Here is a 20,060-nt window from a genome sequence, read left to right as displayed (position 1 = left end):
TCAAAACAATGAATTCAACCGTGACCATGAACCTTGCTACTATATTTAAGCTTCGTGGGGTAAATTTTACAATCAGCGCCGCCTGCGCCAGCGGTTCACATGCAATCGGCCTTGGATATCATTTTATCAAAACCGGGTTGCAGGACACTGTGATCTGTGGAGGCGCCCAGGAAATAAATTTAAACGCTATGGGTAATTTTGATGCCTTATCTGCGTTCTCGGTGCGGGAATCAGAACCTTCAAAAGCTTCAAGGCCATTTGACCGTGACCGCGATGGTCTGATACCCAGTGGTGGCGCTGCAACCCTGGTCCTGGAGAGTCTCGAATCGGCTCAAAAACGCGGAGCCCCGATACTAGCTGAGGTAGTTGGATATGGTTTTTCGTCGAACGGAGGCCATATATCGAACCCGACAGTCGATGGTCCGGTGCGTGCGCTGAGTATGGCGTTGCGTGATGCCGGCTTGCTGGCATCGGAAATAGGCTATATAAATGCGCATGCAACTTCAACACCGGCCGGGGATGCAAGCGAAGCAAAAGCAATTGCGACGGTATTTGGAGAAAAGAAAATAAAAGTAAGTTCTACAAAATCTATGACGGGTCATGAGTGTTGGATGGCTGGTGCGAGTGAAATTGTGTATTCGATGCTGATGATGCAAAATGGATTTATCGCACCCAATATAAATTTCGAAAATCCTGACGAAGATTCGGCAAAACTGGATATAGTTGAAAAGACAATAGATATAAATTTTAAAGTATTTTTGTCTAACTCATTCGGGTTTGGAGGCACCAACTCGTCACTGATTGTCAGAAAAATGCCTTAAACTTACTGTATGAACAAAGCAGAGATTATTGAGAAAGTTAATGAGTTCCTGGTGGAAGAATTTGAAGTCTCCGCTGAGAAAATTACACCTGAGGCAAATCTAAAAGAAACCCTCGAGTTAGATAGTCTTGACTATATTGACCTCGTTGTTGTAATTGAAAATAATTTCGCTTTTAAAGTTAAACCCGAAGATTTCCAGGGAATCACAACGTTTAGCAGCTTCTATGACTATGTCATTTCAAAGGTTAGTTCAAAAGAACCTGTCTGATGCCTGGTTGGGAGGGAAAATCAAGAGGAAGCAAATCAGGCTACGGAATATTTGTTTGGGTACTGAGATCTTTTGGAGTGTTCCCTGCATATTTTCTCCTGCGTTTAGTATCCTTTTACTTCTTCCTCTTTTCTTCGAAGTCATCAAAAGAAGCTTTTAAGCTTTTTAATAAACGACTGGGATATTCCAGGACAGCCTCACTCTTTAAGGTGTATAAAAATTATTACCGGTTCGGTCAAAGCCTTATCGATAAAGTAGTGGTGATGTCTGGTATGCCTAACCGCTTCAGCTTCGATTTTGATGGTGAACAAAACCTGAGAGAGATGGTTGCGGCCGGCAACGGAGGCCTCTTGTTAAGTGCCCATGTTGGCAACTGGGAGATTGCCGGACACTTACTTAAGCGGTTGGGTACAAAGATCAACATTGTAATGTTCGATGGAGAACATCAGCAAATCAAGCAATATCTTTCCGGTATAACAGGTGAAAGAAACGTAAAAGTGATCGTTATCAAAAACGATATATCGCATATTTACCAGATCAGCGAAGCTTTAAGCCGCAAAGAACTTGTATGTATGCATGCTGATCGTTTTCTGGAAGGCAACAAGGTTAAGGAAGTAAATTTCATGGGATCGCCTGCGAAACTTCCGATCGGTCCTTTTGTGCTGGCTTCCACATTTAAGGTGCCTGTTTCTTTCGTTTTTGCGATGAAAGAATCCAGCCTGCACTACCATTTTTTTGCTACTCCAGACCAAAACAACTCATCTTTAGGGAAAGAAGCACTCACAACAAAATTAATGCAGGAATTTGCAGGTGAAATGGCAAAGAAAGTGAGAGCCTACCCCGAGCAATGGTATAATTTCTATAACTTCTGGCAATAACCGAAAATGAATTGAGATTAAGGATTAATAATTATTTTCAATCGTTATTTTCGCGACGGGCTGCCGAGAATAAAGTTTATATATCAATACGAAATCCAACAATAATGCATAACAAATGTCGCTAGTAAAAAATATAGAAACAGTGATACCTCAGCGGATGCCTTTTGTAATGATCAGCGAATTGATTCAATCTGATGCTTCAACCTCAAGGTCAACCTTCGAGGTGAAAGCTGATAATATTTTTCTTAAAGAAAACCAGTTGCAGGAACCGGCACTGGTGGAAAATATAGCACAGACAGCGGCTGCACGTGCGGGGTATATGGCCATCCAGGAACAGCGCCCGGTAACTATCGGCTATATTGGGGCAATTCAAAACCTGGAAGTGTTTGATCTGCCATTTTTAGGCGACCAGCTTGATACAGAAATCAGGGTGATGAACCAGGTGTTTGACGTTACACTGATTGGGGCAACTGTGAGCTGTGAGGGAAAAAGAATAGCCACTTGTGAAATGAAAATTTTTATTACAAAACAATCATAAAAGCAATTAGTATGAAACGCACATCTAAGAATGAACGGATGAAAAAGATTGTACGCCTGTTTTTATTGAGCCTTATTTCAATTCAATCCATCACGGCGTTTTCACAAACGGCTAAAGAAGTTTTTAACAACTCTGAAACAAAACTTCTATATCTCGGGATTGATTTTACAAAAGCAAGATTGATAGGTGACGCGGCCGCGAACGAAGTCGATATCCGCGACCGGCAGTTTGCCGCTATCAATGATGTAGTGGTCAATGAACCAAAACGCTATGAAATCAATGCAGCTTTCAACAGGTCGGAGATTGAGAATGATCTTTCCCTGGTAGCAAAAAGAAATGAGAAGATCAAGGCTGAAGAAATAAAATCAACCAGTGCAGCAGATTTCAACCGCCTTAAGGAATCGGATATTAATTCAATTGTAAAAGGGTATGATTTCGGAAACAAAGCTGGTGTCGGAATTTTGTTAGTGATGGAGGGAATGAGTAAGGGAGAAAAAGCTGCTTCGATCTGGGTTACGCTTGTAGATATGAAATCGAAAAAAGTATTGATGACCGAAAGAGTGGAATCAAAGACTTCAGCCGGATTCAGCTTTAGAAATTATTGGGCATCTTCGATCAGGAATTTGCTGGAATCCATTGATAAAAAGAAATACAACGAGTGGAAACAAAAATATTCCTGATCTTGGATTTTTGCACCAGGTAAAATGAACCGGCAGGAAGGAGATAAACAATGATTAAAACCCTGAAAGATAAAAGAACAATTAGAGTTCGGTTTAATGAAGCAGATCCGCTAGGTGTTGTCTGGCATGGACATTATGTTCGTTACTTCGAAGATGGCCGGGAATCCTTCGGTCAGAAATATGGAATCAGCTACCTGGACTTTTTCAACCATGGGGTGGTTGTGCCGGTAGTGCATATTGACTGTGATTACAAAAGACCCTTACGTTATGGTGAATCCGTTTTTGTAGAGACCGAATATATCCCCTGTGATGCAGCTAAATTACATTTCAAATATAAACTGACAACATTGACTGGTGAACTTGTTGCGACCGGGTCATCAATGCAGGTGTTCCTGGGACGGGAGGACTTTATACTCCAGCTTGTGAATCCGCCTTTTTTTGCTGAATGGAAATTAAAACAAGGGTTGGATCAAAATTAATAATGAGAGCAGTTTACACCATAGCTGATAATATATTGTCGCCTTTGGGTTTCAACACAGAGGAAAACTTTCTGAACCTGAAACAGGAATTGACAGGAATTAAAAAGCATGATGACCCCGCGGTTTCTCCGCAGCCATTCCAGGCTTCATTATTTAGTGATAAACAGCGGGCGGCCCTGATGAAGGGGGCAGATACCGACCATTCAATGTTTGAACGGGCACTTATCAATTCTGTTAAAGATGCACTCAGTTACACTTCTGTTGATCCGGCAGATCCGAAAACAGTCTTCATTATCTCTTCAACCAAAGGAAATATTGCAATGGTTGAGAAGCCTGAATCCGAACGGGTTTCTGCTGAAACGATTTCCCTTTATCATTCAGCAAAAATAGTGGCAACGCATTTTGATAACAGGAATCTTCCACTGGTCGTTTCGAATGCTTGTATATCTGGTGTTCTTGCGATCTTAACAGCAAAAAGGTTAATAGAAAGTGGTGCCTATGAGCATGCTATCGTTGCTGGTGCTGATATCATTACAAAATTCATTTTGTCTGGCTTCCAGTCGTTCCAGGCAGTTAGCCCAGAACCTTGTAAGCCCTTTGATCAGGCGCGGGACGGAGTTACACTGGGTGAAGGTGCTGCAACAATGATTCTTTCCGTAGATAGTTCGAAAGGCAACAAATCAGTGCTTGTAATGGCAGGCTCTACAAGTAACGATGCAAATCATATCTCCGGGCCTTCGAGAACCGGGGAACCACTGTTTAATTCTATCAGCAAAAGTATTAAGCAAGCCGGGATAAAAAACACCGATATTGGGTTTATCTCTGCGCATGGCACAGCAACAATATACAATGACGAGATGGAGGCCAGGGCTATTTCCCTGGCCGGAATGCAACAGGTACCGGTGAACAGCCTGAAAGGATACTATGGTCATACACTTGGAGCGGCTGGACTAATTGAATCAATAGTTTCTGTTGAAAGTTTGAGAGAAGACATTGTATTACCGACGAAAGGCTTCCGGAATTTAGGCGTTTCACAAGAGATAAATGTTTGCGCGGAGCTCGAAAACAGGAATTTGAAATATATGTTAAAGACAGCCTCCGGGTTCGGAGGTTGTAATGCCGCAATGATTTTCGGTAAGAATACTTAATTTAAGAATGCTTAATTTATAATAATCACCAGGATCGGTTTTAAACCCTGGATATCACACAATCATTTCAAAATGAAAACAGAAAAAATCGATGTCCTGGTTATAGGGGCCGGACCTTCAGGAACAGTAGCAGCATCTATTGTAAATAAAGCCGGGTACAAAGTAAAAATTGTGGAGAAACTGCGCTTCCCACGATTTGTGATCGGTGAAAGTTTGTTGCCAAGATGTATGGAAGCCCTTACAGAAGCTGGCTTTGTTGAAGCGTTAAAAGCAAAAGGTTTCCAGCAAAAGAATGGTGCAAAGTTTGTAAAGCAGGGTAAAATCTGCGATTATTCTTTTGCAGATCAGTTTACTGATGGATGGAATTGGACCTGGCAGGTACCAAGGGCTGAGTTTGATAAAACACTTGCCGATGAGTGTGAGAGAATGGGCATACCGGTGCATTATGAAACAACCGTTACAAATATTGTATTTAATGGTTCCGACTCCATAACCACCGTTGAAGATGTTGATGGTAACAAAAGCCAGATCGAAGCAAAGTTCATAATCGATGGAAGTGGTTACGGGCGTGTTATTCCAAAACTTTTTAATTTAGACCGGCCTTCGAACCTCCCGGGGCGCAAAGCTTTATTTGTGCATACCAGGGATGTAAAACGTTCAATGGCAGATGAACCAAACAGGATCACAATCATTGTTCACAAACCAGGTATCTGGGTTTGGGTCATTCCTTTTTCAAATGGAATCACATCTTTGGGATTTGTAGGAAGTCCTGATTTTTTTGAAGGATTTTCGGGCACAGATGAAGAAAAACTCCGTGCCATGATAGCTTCAGAGCCGTATCTCAGCGAAAGATTCAAAGATGTTGAGTTTGTGTTCGAAACAAGAAAGCTCGAATCCTGGTCAAGCACCACCGACAAATTCTATGGTGATGGTTTTGTATTGACCGGGAACGTGACGGAGTTTCTTGACCCGGTTTTTTCTTCTGGTGTTACCCTGGCAACTGTATCAAGCCAGACCGCTGCGAACCTCGTAGTTAAAAAACTGAGGGGTGAAGACGTTGATTGGGAAAAAGAATATATGCAACCAACAATGCAGGGCGTGAATACATTCCGCTCATACGTAATGGCTTGGTATGAAGGTACACTTGATACAATCTTTTTTGCAGATCAACAGAATCCGCTGGTAAAAAGCCAGATCTGTTCGGTACTTGCAGGATATGTCTGGGATCTGAATAACCCATATGTAAAATTTCATGATAGCGCTTTGCACAAGCTCGCCAGGATGATTGACCTGCGCGACATGATCCGGACTGACAATGAATAAATCGCAACATATTATCACCGCCAGTTGCGTTATCGGAAATGATAAGGTGTACAAAAACGGTGAGCTGTTATTTGAAGGAAATAGTGCGAACGTATCAGATCTGCTCCCAGGATTGTACGATTTCCTGGCACCCGATTATCCAAAGTTCTATAAAATGGACAATGTAAGTAAACTTGGCTGGCTGGCTACGGAAATTTTATTAAAGGGTAGTTTTGAAAAAACAGCATATGCCCTGGAAGATGTCGGAGTCGTTTTCTCGAACTCCAACTCAAGCCTTGATACTGACCTCAGGTATTTTCAAACAGTGAGCGGTTATCCAAGCCCTTCTCTGTTCGTTTATACATTGCCAAATATTGTAATTGGCGAAGTCTGCATCAGGCACAAATTCCAGGGAGAAAATGCATTTTTTATTTTTGAAAAATTTCAGGCTGATTTTATCCGGCAGTATACAGGCGGTTTGCTTGACACAGGTGTAGTAAAGGCTTGTATCTGTGGCTGGGTCGAGATCCTGGCAAATGAGTATAAGGCAGCGGTTTTCCTCGTAGAGCAGAAAAATACCGGGTTGGAGTTTACTGCCGCCAATATGTACAGATTATTCAATCTTTGATTGAGCAGTCTTTGATTGAGTCCCGGAGAACAGAATATGATTTTAATTAACTTTACAACATTGATCAAATAAAGCCGATGGATAAATTAATGTATGACCTGAAGACCCAGTTAATTGAACAATTAAATCTGCAGGATAAAAAGCCTGAGGATATCGGGGATGATGAAGCACTGTTTAAGGAAGGGCTTGGTTTGGATTCCATTGATGCATTGGAGTTGATAGTTTTGTTGCAACAAAATTATAAGATCAAACTTGCCAATGCTGAGGACGGACCGAAAGTTTTTCGTTCGGTCAGGACCATGGCAGAATATATTACTGAACATCAAGGTAAAACGGTATAATGAGTCAAACTGACCCGGGGGTATATATTGCGGGTTTAGGAGTTATCTCAGCGATTGGTAAAAATGTCGCTGAATCCCTCATATCTTTTGAGAATCAGCATGCGGGTATGTCGGCCATTACAATGCTTGATACCATTCACCGCGACCAGTTGCCGGTAGCAGAGGTTAAACTTAATAACCAACAGCTTGCTGAAATTGGGGAAGTCTCACCATTAATTCCCCGCACCGCTTTGCTGAGTATGGCTGCTGCAAAAGAAGCGCTGACAGATGCTGGCCTCAGCCAGTTGGGTTCATTAAGATGTGGTTTCATTTCTGCCAATACCACCGGAGGAATGGATCTGTCTGAAAACTTTTTTGCTGAATTCCGGAAAGATCCTGCCTCCGGTCACCTGCGAGACATCATTCACCACGAATGTGGCGCAGTTACCGACCTGGTTGCAGATGCACTGGGTATCAATCATTATGTTTCAACTATAAGTACTGCTTGCTCGTCTTCAGCGAATGCAATCTTTTTTGGTGCAAGACTCATACGCCATAATATTCTTGATGTAGTCGTTGCCGGTGGAACAGACGCACTTACAAAATTTACCATCAATGGGTTTAACACCCTGATGATTCTTGACAAAGAATATTGTAAGCCTTTTGATGAAAACCGTAAAGGTCTGAATCTCGGCGAAGGCGCCGGTTATGTGGTTTTGGTATCAGAAGATTTAATGAAGGGGCTTGAAAAAATGCCATATGCCTTTCTTGCAGGTTATGCCAATGCAAATGACGCTTATCATCAAACGGCTTCGTCGCCGGAAGGTACAGGGTCTTGGCTTGCAATGACCGGGGCATTGAAGCGAAGCGGTCTTCAAACCACTGATATTGATTATATCAATCTTCATGGTACCGGTACACAAAACAATGATGTAGCTGAAGGTACCGCGATTCAAAGGCTTTTTGCTCCGGCCTTCCCACCTATGAGTTCGACAAAATCATTTACGGGTCATACACTGGGAGCAAGTGGTAGCATAGAAGCCGTGTTTTCCTGTCTCGCTATCCGCCACGGCATCATCTTTCCGAATCTCAGGTTCAGTACACCGATGAAAGAACTTTCTTTTATTCCGGAAACCAAATACCTGGTAAATCAGGATGTTAAAAATGTGATGTCAAACTCATTCGGATTTGGTGGCAACTGCTCTTCACTGATATTTTCAAAACCGCAGTTCTAATATGTTTATCCGCGCGCTTGCCAGCATATCACCACAGCAGAGTTTTGGCGCAGTTCATCTGCCGGCTGATCCTGTTGTGTATCATTCAAACAGGTTAAGCTGCATCGAACCGGATTATAAGGAATGGATTGATCCTAAGATGATCCGGCGTATGAGTCGTATCATTAAAATGGGGGTAGCGACTGCTTCGTTATGCTTAAAGCAGGCTGGACTGGAAGCTCCTGACGCAATTGTTACCGGTAGCGCATATGGATGCCTTGAGGATACAGGGGTGTTCCTGAACAGGATGATAGAGTTCAATGAAGAAATGCTGAACCCTACTTCATTTATACAATCAACGCATAATACTGTTGGGGCACAAGTCGCATTGTTGGTTAAATGTTATGGCTATAATAACACGTTTGCCCATCGTGGCTTTTCTTTTGAAAGCGCATTGCTCGATGGAATCCTTTTATTAAAAGATAAAGAAGCTAAAAATGTGCTCGTTGGTGCTGCCGATGAAATAACCAATATCAGTTTCGGGATACTAAACAGGTTTGGTATTTATCGCCAGGAAGAAATCTCAAACCTGGATTTAATTACAAACCCGGCCAATGGAACAATAGCCGGTGAGGGCTCAACATTTTTTTTACTCGCAAACGAACCTTCAGCTGATGATTTTGCTGTGCTCAATGCGATTCATACCTTTTATAAACCGGCCCGGGTGGAGGATGTTGCTAAAGAGATCAGTTCATTTCTGAAAGCACAGTCTTTAACTATCCATGAAATAGACCTGGTAATAGGTGGTATGAATGGCGATCTTGTTAACGATGGGCTTTATCACCAACTCAATACAACTATTCTGAGTGGAACCAGGGTTCTTCCATATAAACATCTTTGCGGTGAATATCCAACCTCATCTGCCTTTGCACTTTGGTATGCGGCAACAGAACTTAAAACAGGCAAGATCACCGATCGGCATCAGCCTTCTGCACCTGGTTCAGCAAATAAAAAACATGTCCTGATTTACAATAATTACAAGAATATTCATCATTCACTTTTCCTTGTTTCATCATGCTGACTTTTAAAAACACAACGCTGTTTTTCGGTTTGCTGGTGATCACACTCATTGCCTTCGATATTTACGGTGATTTAAGCTGGTTAATATACCTGGTCGTAGCGCTGGCGTATAGCCTGATGCTATTCTATGGAAGTGCTAACGTGGCTTCCGGATTTTACATGAAAGTAGTTAGTCACGGAGGGACAGCTTCAAAACAAATTGCTATAACCTTTGATGATGGCCCTGCCGACCGGTTTACAAATGAAATAGTTGATCTGCTGGGAGAACAACAGGTTCCGGCGGCATTTTTTTGTATTGGTAAAAACATTGCAGGCCGCGAACAAATCATCACAAAGATGGTTTCATCGGGTCATATCATTGGTAATCATAGCCACAGCCATCATTTCTGGTTTGATATATATGGTTCGGCTAAAATGGAGGCAGATTTGCAGCAGATGAACGAAGAACTTTATCGGGTTACAGGATTGAAACCACTATTTTTCCGTCCACCTTATGGAGTTACAAATCCGAACCTGGCAAAAGCGGTGGCTCACCTGGACATGGTAGCTGTGGGTTGGAACATCAGGTCGCTGGATACAATTGTTAAGGATCCCAAAAAATTGCTGCATAAAGTGCTTAAAGCTGTTAAACCTGGTGCGATAATATTATTTCATGATACCAGCGAGACAACCTTTTTAATGCTTAAGGCATTTATAGAAGGTGCGAGAGAACAGGGATACGAATTTGTGAAATTAGACAAATTGATTAACTCAACTCCATATGCATAATGCTTTAAGATTAGTCTTTTTTTGTTTAATGTTTGCGGGTGGACTGGCTAATGCACAACCTGCAGGATATAAACTGATTGCAGATAACACAGCGTTCAAACAACAGTTCTCTGCTGCAGCTAAAAAACTGAATACTATTCAAAGTGATTTTGTCCAGGAGAAGAACCTGGCTATGCTTTCGGAAAAAATAACATCCAATGGCAAATTTTGGTTTAAGAAAGACAACCTGGTAAGAATGGAATATACAAGTCCATTCAGATACCTGATGATCATCAATAAAAACAACGTTTATATCAAAGATGATCAGAAAGAGAACAAAATATCTGCCAGGTCAAACAAAATGTTTCAACAGATCAATCGGATCATTGTTGACTGTGTGCAGGGTACCGCACTTGATAATAAAGACTTCACTGTTAAAACACTTGAAGGGAACGATGGTTACCTGGTCTATCTTTCCCCGGTAACAAAAACAATGAAGGATCTGTTCAATAATATCAATGTAGTCGTTGATAAAAAAGATTATTCTATTTTGCTCATGGAGATGGTGGAAACAGGGGGAGATAATACCATTATAAGATTTACTAATAAGCAATTAAATATACCTGTAGCTGATGCGCTTTTTGCTATTAAGTAGTCTGGCTTTTGTAATTTGTATTGCAGGTTGTTCATCTGCCTATAAATCCTTGTCCCCCGCTACCGGGGATGTTGCCTGTATCCGGAAATTCAAACCGGAATTTAATTCAACCTTATACAATACCCAGGTGAACGTGGTTGGAAAACATCTCAGTGGTTTGCTGCTTTTTAAATTGATGCCAGACTCTAGTCTGCGCATTGTTTTTTCAAGTGAGATGGGAGTTAAGTTTTTTGATTTTGAATTTGGGTCCGATGGAGTTTTTAAAGTTCACCAGATTATGAAACAGCTTGATAAAAAATCGGTGATCAAAACACTCAAAAGTGATTTCGAATTAATCCTCATGCGCAACATAGCTGCGGATAGAGTTGTGATTAAAACAGACAGTTACAATACCTGGTATGGTTTTCCTGCCAATAAAGAAACGCACTATTATATTACAAACCAGGCTTGTGATAGCCTGGTCCGGATAGAAAACGCTATGAAGCGCAAACCAAAGGTGCAGATCGTTATGCTGGATTATAATAATGGGATTCCGGATACTATCGGAATCACCCACAGGAATTTTAATTTTGATATCGGGTTAAAATATATTAAACGCTGATTTAAAATACATAAAACGCTGATGTTACTGGACAACTTCTATTTTATCAGGTCGTATGAGCCGGCAGATTACTCGCTGAAAGCCGTGCTTGAATTTGATGGGGCTCATTCCATTTTCAAAGGGCATTTTCCTGCAGTACCGGTGGTGCCCGGTGTTTGTATGATGCAAATTGTAAAAGAGTTGTTTGAAAAACATAGTGGTAAAACCGCGAGGTTCACAAAAGTGCCACTCATGAAATTTCTTTCATTGATAAATCCACTGAAGAACGCAACTGTGAAAATCGATCTGTTGTATTCGATTATTGATGAAAACAATTTTCAGCTTACAGCAAGTTTGTTAAATGAAAATGTTGTTTATTTTAAATTTAAAGGAGTTGCTACTGTTATTGATTCAACGAACAAACAATGAAGTCTTCAATCTTATATCTCTTGATGATGCACCGATCATAATCCTGAATTCACCCGGTTCAACAACTTTTTTAAGATTTAGATCAAGCATGGATAATTCTTCAGGTCCAACCTTAAAACTGATCACCTTGGTTTCCCCTGCTTTCAAATAGATTCTCTGGAAGCCTTTAAGTTCCATTACTGGTCTGGCCAGTGAGGCGAGTTCATCCCTGATATACAATTGCGCTACTTCTTCACCCGCACGGTTACCTGTATTTTTCAATGTGCAGGTCACGATCACAGAGTCTGTATTTTCAATATTGTTTTTTGTCATTTTTAGCCCGCTATATTCAAATTTTGTATAACTAAGTCCGAAACCAAATGGGAATAACGGTACGCCAGTCAGATCATAATAATCATCACCACGACCGGTCGGTTTATGATTATAAACGAGTGGTACCTGTCCCACCGATACAGGGAATGTCACAGGCAGACGGCCAGCCGGATTATAATCTCCAAACAGGACATCAGCTACGGCATGGCCACCTTCCTCCCCGGGATACCAGACGTCAATAATACCAGGTACCTTATCAATCCATGATGCCATAGTGATTGCGCTGCCGCCAACAAGTATAACAATCAACGGCTTGCCGGTTGCAGCAACCTTCCTGATCAATAATTCCTGTTTGCCTGGCAATTCAAGGAAGGCACGGTCCTGGAACTCGCCTTCATGTATGCCGGCCACGATGATGGCGACATCCGATTTTTTTGCCAGTTCAGTCGCCTCGTTTATGAGCGTATTTTCGTTTGTTGGAAGACCATAATTTGATACCAACCTGATCGTACCATTAGCAACGGGTTCATGAAACTCGATTTTGATCGCAATGGGTTTATTCTTTGAAAAATCATAATTAACTGTATTTGTATGGTAACCTTGTTTCATCCAGTTGTCAATCACCAGTTTGTTATTGATATAAAGCCTGAATCCGTCATTGCCTTCAAGGCCGAGTTTATAAGCGCCGCTTCGCGGAAATGTGAGGTTACCGGTCCACCTTACAGAGTAATTATCTGTTCTCAGGTTTTCTGATGGAGGCATAAATGTCCATTTAAAATTCACTACCTGGTCAACACGTTCGAACAAAGGTTTTCCTTCAAGTAATATGTTGTCGAAATAAGTTGCTTTTAAACCTTTTTGTGAATTACCCTTATCATCCCGATTTGATAAAAAGGAATCCGCTACGGGAACCGGGACTATGTTCGCAATGCCCGGTCCTGGTGCATAACTGACTACGGTTGCTTTTCCGAGCTTTCGTTGAACTCCTTCAAGGATGCTCACTTTATTATTTCCTGGTCCGCTATATCCGCCTAATCTTGCTTCAGTGGCATCAGTACCAATTAAAGCAATTGATTTAATTGATTTGCTCAATGGCAAAATATTTCTATCATTTTTGAGAAGTACTATTGATTCGAGCGCAGCTTTCTTCGCTATGACTTTATGGTCTGTGCCCGCCATTAATTTTTTGGCTTCCGTTTCCGGCATATAAGGGTTTTCAAAAAGACCCAATTCGAATTTTGCTTTTAGCACACGGGCAACAGCTGAATCTATTACAGGCTGGGCAACACAGCCATCAAGAAAATGTGGATCAAATAATTTATGATGTTCCTGATTTGTCTGGAAAATCACGTCCAGTCCATTTTTTACACTTTCAGCACCGGAAGCAGGATAATCTTTGGTTGTAAAATGAAGCACATTTGCACCGCCTACAGCACCGGCATCTGATATCACAAAACCATCAAACTTCCATTCCTTTTTTAGTTTTTCATTAAGCAGCCAGTTGTTAGCTGAAGCCGGTGACCCGTTGATAGAATTATAACTGGTCATGATTGAACGTGAACCACCGCGTTCAATACAGGCCTTGAATGGTACCAGATAGATTTCTTCCAGCAGTCGCTCATTGAAATGGATAGGATAACTATCACGTCCGCCATCACCGGAATTTGCCAGGAAATGTTTAGGTGTTGTAATAATATTCCGGGACTCGAAAGCTTTGACAAATGCCACACCCATCTCTGCAGAAAGTAATGGATCTTCTCCATATGTTTCTTCGACCCTTCCCCAACGAACGTCAGCTGCAATATTAACTACCGGTGAAAGTATTTGCCGGATCCCTCTTGCTTGTGATTCTACCGCTATCGCGCTGGCAACCTCGCTCATGAGACCGGTATTGAAACTTGCTGCCAGCCCTATCGCCTGGGGAAATGCAGTGCCACCTTCACGAACCACACCATGCAGTGCTTCATCAAATGCTATAACAGGTATGCCTAACCGGGTTTTTTTTATGAAGAAACGTTGCGTGGAATTTATCTTTTTTAATAATGATAAAGCAGATTCGCTAGTGTTATATTTCAGTATTTGAGCCGCGTTGGAATTTCCGCCCGATTCGGCGCTGAACTGGAAGCCAAAAATACCATTGGTGAATTTTGATTCATTTGACGAATCAACCTGGCCGGGGATCATAAATAACTGCCAGAATTTTTCCTGCGGTGTCATCCTGTTCAAAAGATCCTTTACCCTTTCATGAACGGGCAGTGAAGGATTTTTATAAGGCATAACCTCCTGGGCAGATAAACCGAAATGAAAAGACAGTAGGAGAATGACTAAGGCGGGTTTTGTTCGCATACCCAAAACTATTGCAGATCACCTTGGTAAACAAAAACGGCTGTCCGAATGGACAGCCGTTGTATATTTATTATCAATTATTAATCTTCATCTGCATGCAGCGTATCCTTATGGTCCTCCGGATTATAAGTAGTCTGCAACTCTGCCAGCTTCTTTTTACCATATGCCAGCCGGGTAATTAATACAAACAACACAGGAACAAGGAAAATCGCAAAAAGTGTTGCTGCAAACATCCCTCCTAAAACAGTCCAACCGATGGTTTCTCTTGCAACCGCCCCTGCACCTGAAGCGAAAACGAGCGGTGTTACACCGAGGATAAATGCCAGTGAGGTCATGATGATTGGTCTTAACCTTAGTTTCACCGCTTCTATAGTCGCCGCAATCAGTTCCATACCCCAATCCACTCTTTCTTTAGCGAACTCAACGATCAGGATCGCATTTTTTGCAGCAAGTCCGATCAGTGTTATCAATCCTATTTGAGCATAAAGGTTATTATCAAGCCTCGGAATAAAAATCAGGGCAAGGATAGCACCGAATGCAGCCAGGGGTATTGAAAGGAGGATAGAAAATGGAACGGACCAACTTTCATACAAAGCTGCCAGCAGCAGGAACACGAACAACAAAGAAAGACCGAAAATGATCAACGTACTGTTTCCGGATGCAATTTCTTCACGGCTCAAACCAGAAAAGTCATAACCATACCCGTTAGGCAAAACCTGGTCTGCTACTTCCCTGAGTGCCTGGATCGCTTCACCACTGCTATAACCGGGGGCAGCATTACCGTTGAATTCTGCAGAACGATACAGGTTATAATGGGAGATAAGGGCTGCGTTTTCAGTTAGCTTCGCCGATACAATAGTGCTCAGCGGTATCGATTCACCTGCCTGGTTTTTCACAAAGAAATTGTTCAGGTCGGAAATGTCCTTTCGATAAGTGGTATCAGCCTGGGTTACTACCCTGAAATTCCTGCCGTACCTGGTGAAATCATTTATATACGCACTTCCCATATAACTGGAAATTGTATTGTATACAGAACTCAGGGGGATGCCCAGTTTCTTCGCTTTCTCCCGGTCAACCGTTACATGATATCCTGGTGTTTTCGCATTAAAAAATGTAAATGCACCCCTGATCTCAGGACGCTGATTGATGGCCCCCATATATTTAAATACCACGGCTTCGAAACCTTTGATATCTGAAGCTCGTTCGCGTTGTTCAAGTGTGAAGCTAAACCCCCCGGTGTTACCGAGACCTGGAATTGCAGGTGGGGGAATGATAATGATGTTTGCGCCCTTGATCACTGAAAACTCTTTTTGTAACTGCCCGATTACACCAAATAGCTGCAGTGATGCTTCTTTCCGGTCTTCCCAGGGTTTCAGCTGGAGGAAGAAAGTACCGCTGTTTGTTTTAAAGCTAAAGTTGATCGCATTTAAACCGGATATAGATGTGCTGTTTTTTACAGCAGGTGCTTTTTCTTTGATTATTTGTATCATCTGCGCTAACACCTCCTGGGTCCGTACACTGGATGCACCTTCTGGCAGATTCACGGAAATAATTAATCGGCCTTCATCTTCTGTCGGGATAAAGCCAGTGGGCTTCGATGCAAACATTCCGACGGTTCCGGCATAAATACAGGCCAGGATGATCATCGCCAGCGGCGCTTTCCTGATAAAGAATTTAACACCGTTTGAATAGGAGCGTGTTACTCTTGCAAACCAGGTATTAAATCTATAAAAGAAACTATTGAGACCTCTTGATTCCTTTGTGAGGTTCATAGGTCTTAATAACAAGGCACAAAGTGCGGGTGTAAGTGTTAATGCAATAAAGGCGGATATAACTACCGAGATTGCAATAGTAATTGCAAACTGCTGGTAAAGCCTGCCGACTATACCAGGAATAAATCCAACGGGCACAAACACAGCTGCAAGTATCAATGCAATAGCAATAACCGGTGCCGTAATATCCTTCATTGCCCTTCGCGTCGCCTCTTTTGGCGATAGCTTGTCATGATCAATATAATGTTGTACAGCCTCTACCACCACGATCGCATCATCCACCACGATACCAATCGCCAATACAAATCCAAACAGCGTAAGTGTATTGATGGTAAAACCAAGAGGGGCAAAAAATATGAAGGTACCGATGATTGAAACCGGGATGGCAAGTATAGGAATCAAGGTTGCTCTCCAGCTTTGAAGGAAAAGGAAAACCACCAGTGTCACCAGTGCAAGGGCTTCAACCAGGGTATGCACAACCTCTTCAATCGACACATTAACAACTGTAATGGATTCGAATGAAACCACGTAATCCGTATCAGGCGGAAATGATTTTTTAAGTTCATCAAGGGCCTTATAAATTCCCTGGCCAGTGGTTACCGCATTTGATCCCGGTGTCTGGTAAATCAACAATATGTTTGCAGGTTTACCATTCACCCTTACTGCCCGTCCATAACTGAATTGGCCAAGTTCTATTCTCGCCACATCTTTCAGATAAACTACTGTACCATCAGCAGGGTTTGTTTTGATAATGATATTCGAAAATTCTCCTTCATTTTCAAGTCTGCCGTTAAGAGTAATCGGAAATTCGAAAGCCTGGGTACTATATTGAGGGGCACCACCAACGCTACCGCCTGCGATTTGAATATTTTGTTCGCGTATAGCAGCACCAACATCATCAGCCGTGAGACCGAGCTGTGAAAGTTTCTGAGGGTTCAGCCAGACCCGCATACTGAAATCCTGACCGACAGATACAACGTCACCAACACCAGGAACCCGTAATAACGCATCCCTGATATAGACGTTTGCATAGTTGTCAAGGAACTTGATATCATGAGACCCCTGTGGTGAATAAATCGCGGCTACCATCAGGATGGTCGGGTTACGTTTTCTAACGGTAAGACCTAAACGCTGTACCTGTTCAGGCAAAACCGGTTCGGCAACACTAACCCTGTTTTGTACATCAAGTGCGGCAATGTCAACATTGGTGCCAATTTCAAATGTAACGTTCATGGACATACGACCGTCACTGGTACTGTTTGATTGCAGGAAGGCCATTCCTGGTGTACCATTCACCTGGGTTTCAATCGGCGTGGCCACTGTCTGTTCAACCGTCTGGGCATCGGCACCTGTAAAGATCCCCGAGACGCTGACCACAGGGGGTGAGATATCAGGATACTGGCTAACGGGCAAATTGATAATCGAAATGGTACCGATCAATAGAATAACAACCGAAATAACAATAGAGGTGACGGGTCGTCTTATAAATACATCTGAGATCATTATATCGTCTTAAAGTGAAAATTATTTTTTCCGGGTCGAATCTGCAGCATCTGATGAAGCTGATTGCCTCTTCACACTATCCTTGCCAGCCGCACCCGCCGAAGTTGCGGCGTCGGGGCGGGCCTCGCCCGCCGAAGCGCCGGCCGGTACGACTCCTGCTGCGTTGTTATCTTGCCCGGCCGGTGCGTAGGCGGGGTTAACTACTGCACCCTGCCGTAGGTTCTGCACACCATCGCTTACGATTTTTTCGCCCGCTTTCAACCCATCACGTACAACTACCATATCCCTGACACGGGTGCCGATCGATACCCGGCGCTGACTTACTTTATTGCTGTCGCCAAGCACATAGACGAAAAATTCACCGAGTTGTTCAGTAAGTGCCCTGTTTGGTATTACAAGTTGATTGCCTTCATCGAGATTTGAAACTCTTACCAGGCAGTTCATACCAGCTCTCAACCTGTTGCCTGTGTTTGGAAAACTAATTCTCACCTTCAGGGTACCAGTTTGCGGATCAACCGCACGATCAATCGCAGTTACTTTTCCTGGTAAAGTATAAGTGGTTTGATCAGGAAGAATCAGGCTGAATGTTGAATCATTTTTCACCTGTGGTGCCTGTTGTAATCTGATAAAACGTTGAATCTCGCCCTCGCCGATAGCGATGTCAACAGCTATAGGATCAGGAGCTGAGATAGTATTGATCAGTGTAGAGCCTGCAGAAACAAGTGAGCCAAGTCTCACCTGCGCGATGCCAATCGTTCCATTCATAGGTGCCTTAATAACCGAACGTGCAAGGTCGGTGGCCGCATTGGCGAGATTAGCCTGAGCTGCAGCAACCTGGGCAGAGGCTGTTTGTTTATCAGCGTTTGCATAATCAACCCGCTGTTTTGCGATTGCATCCTGTTCACTTAACCTGGTATAACGCTCAACGTCTTTAGATACCCTTTCCAGGTTAGCCTCTGCAATCTGAACCTGTGCACTCAATTGGCGATAGGTAGCTGCATAACGGCTCTGATCAACTTCGTATAATTTTTGTCCTCCCCTTACAGCTTGTCCGTCTTTTGCGAATATGCCCGTGATATATCCATTTACCTCGGCACGAAGTTGTACTTCAACCAGTGGAACAATGGTTCCGGGGTAACGATCCAGACCTCTTACTGATTCTGAACTAACCTCGTGAATGGTAACCGCGACAGGCGGGGGTGCGGCTTGTTGTGGGTTTTTCGCATCTTTATTGCCGCATGAAACTACAAATGCTGCAATGGTTAAAATAGTGAATACTCCGGCGATCTTGCTATTCATAATTGTGTTGGGTTGTATTAATTGATATTTATATTTCCAAGCGCCTGCTGCACATCCAGCTTACTGGATAGTACGCCGTACAGGGCGAAGAGATAAGTGATTTGTGAGGTTCTGAGATCCGTTTCTGCTGTCATCAATTCGAGGTAACTTTTAATTCCTTCGTTGTATTGAAGCTTGATGGTATTATAAACTTCCTCTGAAAGTTTAACGTTGTCTTTCGCTACCAGCCAGTCGTTAAGGTTGCTTTTATAATTGGCCATTGCCTGTTCATACTGTGTGTTTATCTGGTTCTTAAGATTTATTTCGTCTATCTCAAGTCTCTTGGATTCCAGCTGTTCCCGGCGAAGATTCTGGAGCCGCCTGGTGCCCTGGAAAATCGGGAGTTTTACGGACAGCCCAACAACAGAGTTAGGATAAGATTTAGCATAAAGCTTTTGTAACTCATTGTTCTGGTATACAAAATTGTAATTGATAAAACCAGAAACGGCAGGCAGGTAATCCCTTTTATAATAGTCCACATTCAGGCGCTGAATCTCCTTTTGTGTTTCTAGCTGACGGAATTCAATCCTTTTTTCATAATCCAATGTTTGCAAAGTATCTATCAGCATTTCTCTTTCCATGGACGCGCTGTCATATGAAAGCCGGATTTTTGATTCTGTCGGATAACCCATCATTAGTTTCAGGTTAGCATACCTGGACTTTAGTTGCTCTTCTGTTCTTTTAAGATCAGCATTCGAATTGCTCAGGGAGATGGAAGCTCTTTTAAAATCGGTTTTGTCAACAAGTCCCCCTTCATATTGTGCTTTTGCATCACGGAGCTGTTTTTCAAGACGTGCAATATTTTCACGGAGAATTTTTGCCTGTTGAAGGTTTGTAAGAATTTCGTAAAACGCTTTACTTACATCAACAGTGGCGTTGATCTTATTGCTTTCCAGGTTTTGCACGCCCTGCCGGCGAACATAGCGCTGCGCCCTGGTTGCCAGCAGGAGGCTATTGCTGAATATCGTCTGATCTGCCTGGAACAAGGCGTTCGACGTATTATTCAGCCCGTTCTGGACTATG

20 protein-coding genes are annotated in these 20,060 nt (G+C 42.6%); 16 read left to right on the top strand and 4 right to left on the bottom strand.

Annotation, left to right across the window (positions count from 1 at the left end; all coding sequences use genetic code 11):
- From VK664_RS07155 to VK664_RS07080, 16 genes are all read left to right on the top strand, one after another.
- Positions 1 to 821: beta-ketoacyl-[acyl-carrier-protein] synthase family protein (locus VK664_RS07155; RefSeq protein WP_461397946.1), on the top strand; the 821-nt coding region annotated here is incomplete at its 5' end.
- A gap of 9 nt (positions 822 to 830) precedes the next feature.
- The gene (locus VK664_RS07150) at positions 831 to 1,088 is read left to right on the top strand and encodes an acyl carrier protein (protein WP_461397945.1); all 258 of its coding nucleotides are present in this window, start codon (positions 831 to 833) and stop codon (positions 1,086 to 1,088) included.
- Positions 1,088 to 1,966 (top strand): LpxL/LpxP family acyltransferase, encoded by an 879-nt coding sequence (locus VK664_RS07145; RefSeq protein ID WP_461397944.1) that lies wholly within the window; start codon positions 1,088 to 1,090, stop codon positions 1,964 to 1,966. The genes VK664_RS07150 and VK664_RS07145 overlap by 1 nt, the downstream gene beginning before the upstream one ends.
- Positions 1,967 to 2,081: 115 nt before the next feature.
- A complete protein-coding gene (locus VK664_RS07140) occupies positions 2,082 to 2,504 on the top strand; it encodes a 3-hydroxyacyl-ACP dehydratase (RefSeq protein ID WP_461397943.1) in 423 nt (140 codons plus the stop codon).
- Positions 2,505 to 2,515: 11 nt separating this feature from the next.
- The gene (locus VK664_RS07135) at positions 2,516 to 3,184 is read left to right on the top strand and encodes a hypothetical protein (RefSeq protein ID WP_461397942.1); all 669 of its coding nucleotides are present in this window, start codon (positions 2,516 to 2,518) and stop codon (positions 3,182 to 3,184) included.
- Positions 3,185 to 3,234: 50 nt separating this feature from the next.
- Positions 3,235 to 3,663, top strand: coding sequence for an acyl-CoA thioesterase (locus VK664_RS07130; RefSeq protein WP_461397941.1), 429 nt, complete (start codon positions 3,235 to 3,237; stop codon positions 3,661 to 3,663).
- A 2-nt stretch (positions 3,664 to 3,665) separates the two neighbouring features.
- A complete protein-coding gene (locus VK664_RS07125) occupies positions 3,666 to 4,811 on the top strand; it encodes a beta-ketoacyl-[acyl-carrier-protein] synthase family protein (protein WP_461397940.1) in 1,146 nt (381 codons plus the stop codon).
- 72 nt (positions 4,812 to 4,883) lie between these two features.
- Positions 4,884 to 6,134, top strand: a complete 1,251-nt coding sequence (locus VK664_RS07120; RefSeq protein WP_461397939.1) for an NAD(P)/FAD-dependent oxidoreductase — start codon at positions 4,884 to 4,886, stop codon at positions 6,132 to 6,134.
- Positions 6,127 to 6,741, top strand: coding sequence for a hypothetical protein (locus VK664_RS07115; protein WP_461397938.1), 615 nt, complete (start codon positions 6,127 to 6,129; stop codon positions 6,739 to 6,741). The genes VK664_RS07120 and VK664_RS07115 overlap by 8 nt, the downstream gene beginning before the upstream one ends.
- A 77-nt stretch (positions 6,742 to 6,818) precedes the next feature.
- The gene (locus VK664_RS07110) at positions 6,819 to 7,082 is read left to right on the top strand and encodes a phosphopantetheine-binding protein (protein WP_461397937.1); all 264 of its coding nucleotides are present in this window, start codon (positions 6,819 to 6,821) and stop codon (positions 7,080 to 7,082) included.
- On the top strand, positions 7,082 to 8,296 hold the full coding sequence (locus VK664_RS07105; RefSeq protein WP_461397936.1) for a beta-ketoacyl-[acyl-carrier-protein] synthase family protein: 1,215 nt from the start codon (positions 7,082 to 7,084) through the stop codon (positions 8,294 to 8,296). Before VK664_RS07110 ends, VK664_RS07105 begins: the two co-directional genes overlap by 1 nt.
- A 1-nt stretch (position 8,297) precedes the next feature.
- Positions 8,298 to 9,356, top strand: a complete 1,059-nt coding sequence (locus VK664_RS07100; protein ID WP_461397935.1) for a beta-ketoacyl synthase chain length factor — start codon at positions 8,298 to 8,300, stop codon at positions 9,354 to 9,356.
- Positions 9,350 to 10,123 carry a polysaccharide deacetylase family protein gene (locus VK664_RS07095; protein WP_461397934.1) on the top strand — a complete coding sequence of 258 codons (774 nt, stop codon included), beginning with the start codon at positions 9,350 to 9,352 and terminating at the stop codon, positions 10,121 to 10,123. The genes VK664_RS07100 and VK664_RS07095 overlap by 7 nt, the downstream gene beginning before the upstream one ends.
- Positions 10,116 to 10,757, top strand: coding sequence for a LolA family protein (locus tag VK664_RS07090; RefSeq protein WP_461397933.1), 642 nt, complete (start codon positions 10,116 to 10,118; stop codon positions 10,755 to 10,757). Before VK664_RS07095 ends, VK664_RS07090 begins: the two co-directional genes overlap by 8 nt.
- Positions 10,735 to 11,358 carry a hypothetical protein gene (locus VK664_RS07085; protein WP_461397932.1) on the top strand — a complete coding sequence of 208 codons (624 nt, stop codon included), beginning with the start codon at positions 10,735 to 10,737 and terminating at the stop codon, positions 11,356 to 11,358. The genes VK664_RS07090 and VK664_RS07085 overlap by 23 nt, the downstream gene beginning before the upstream one ends.
- A 21-nt stretch (positions 11,359 to 11,379) precedes the next feature.
- Complete coding sequence (locus VK664_RS07080) at positions 11,380 to 11,766, top strand: hypothetical protein (RefSeq protein WP_461397931.1); 387 nt, start codon at positions 11,380 to 11,382, stop codon at positions 11,764 to 11,766.
- On the opposite strand, the gene VK664_RS07075 is transcribed toward VK664_RS07080, so the two are convergent.
- The 4 genes from VK664_RS07075 to VK664_RS07060 all read right to left on the bottom strand — a co-directional run.
- Complete coding sequence (locus tag VK664_RS07075; protein WP_461397930.1) at positions 11,749 to 14,424, bottom strand: glycoside hydrolase family 3 C-terminal domain-containing protein; 2,676 nt, start codon at positions 14,422 to 14,424, stop codon at positions 11,749 to 11,751. The genes VK664_RS07080 and VK664_RS07075 overlap by 18 nt on opposite strands.
- A gap of 80 nt (positions 14,425 to 14,504) precedes the next feature.
- Positions 14,505 to 17,699 (bottom strand): efflux RND transporter permease subunit, encoded by a 3,195-nt coding sequence (locus VK664_RS07070; protein ID WP_461397929.1) that lies wholly within the window; start codon positions 17,697 to 17,699, stop codon positions 14,505 to 14,507.
- 21 nt (positions 17,700 to 17,720) lie between these two features.
- Positions 17,721 to 18,998: an efflux RND transporter periplasmic adaptor subunit gene (locus VK664_RS07065; RefSeq protein WP_461397928.1), complete on the bottom strand. Its 1,278-nt coding sequence runs from the start codon at positions 18,996 to 18,998 to the stop codon at positions 17,721 to 17,723.
- Between the two features lie 17 nt (positions 18,999 to 19,015).
- A partial coding sequence (locus tag VK664_RS07060) for a TolC family protein (RefSeq protein WP_461397927.1) occupies positions 19,016 to 20,060 on the bottom strand: 1,045 nt, incomplete at its 5' end.

Source organism: Flavitalea sp. (genome assembly GCF_035489435.1).
GTDB lineage: Bacteria > Bacteroidota > Bacteroidia > Chitinophagales > Chitinophagaceae > DATHKG01.
Note: the sequence above shows the minus strand (reverse complement) of the source record. Positions and strands in the feature narration are given on the sequence as shown.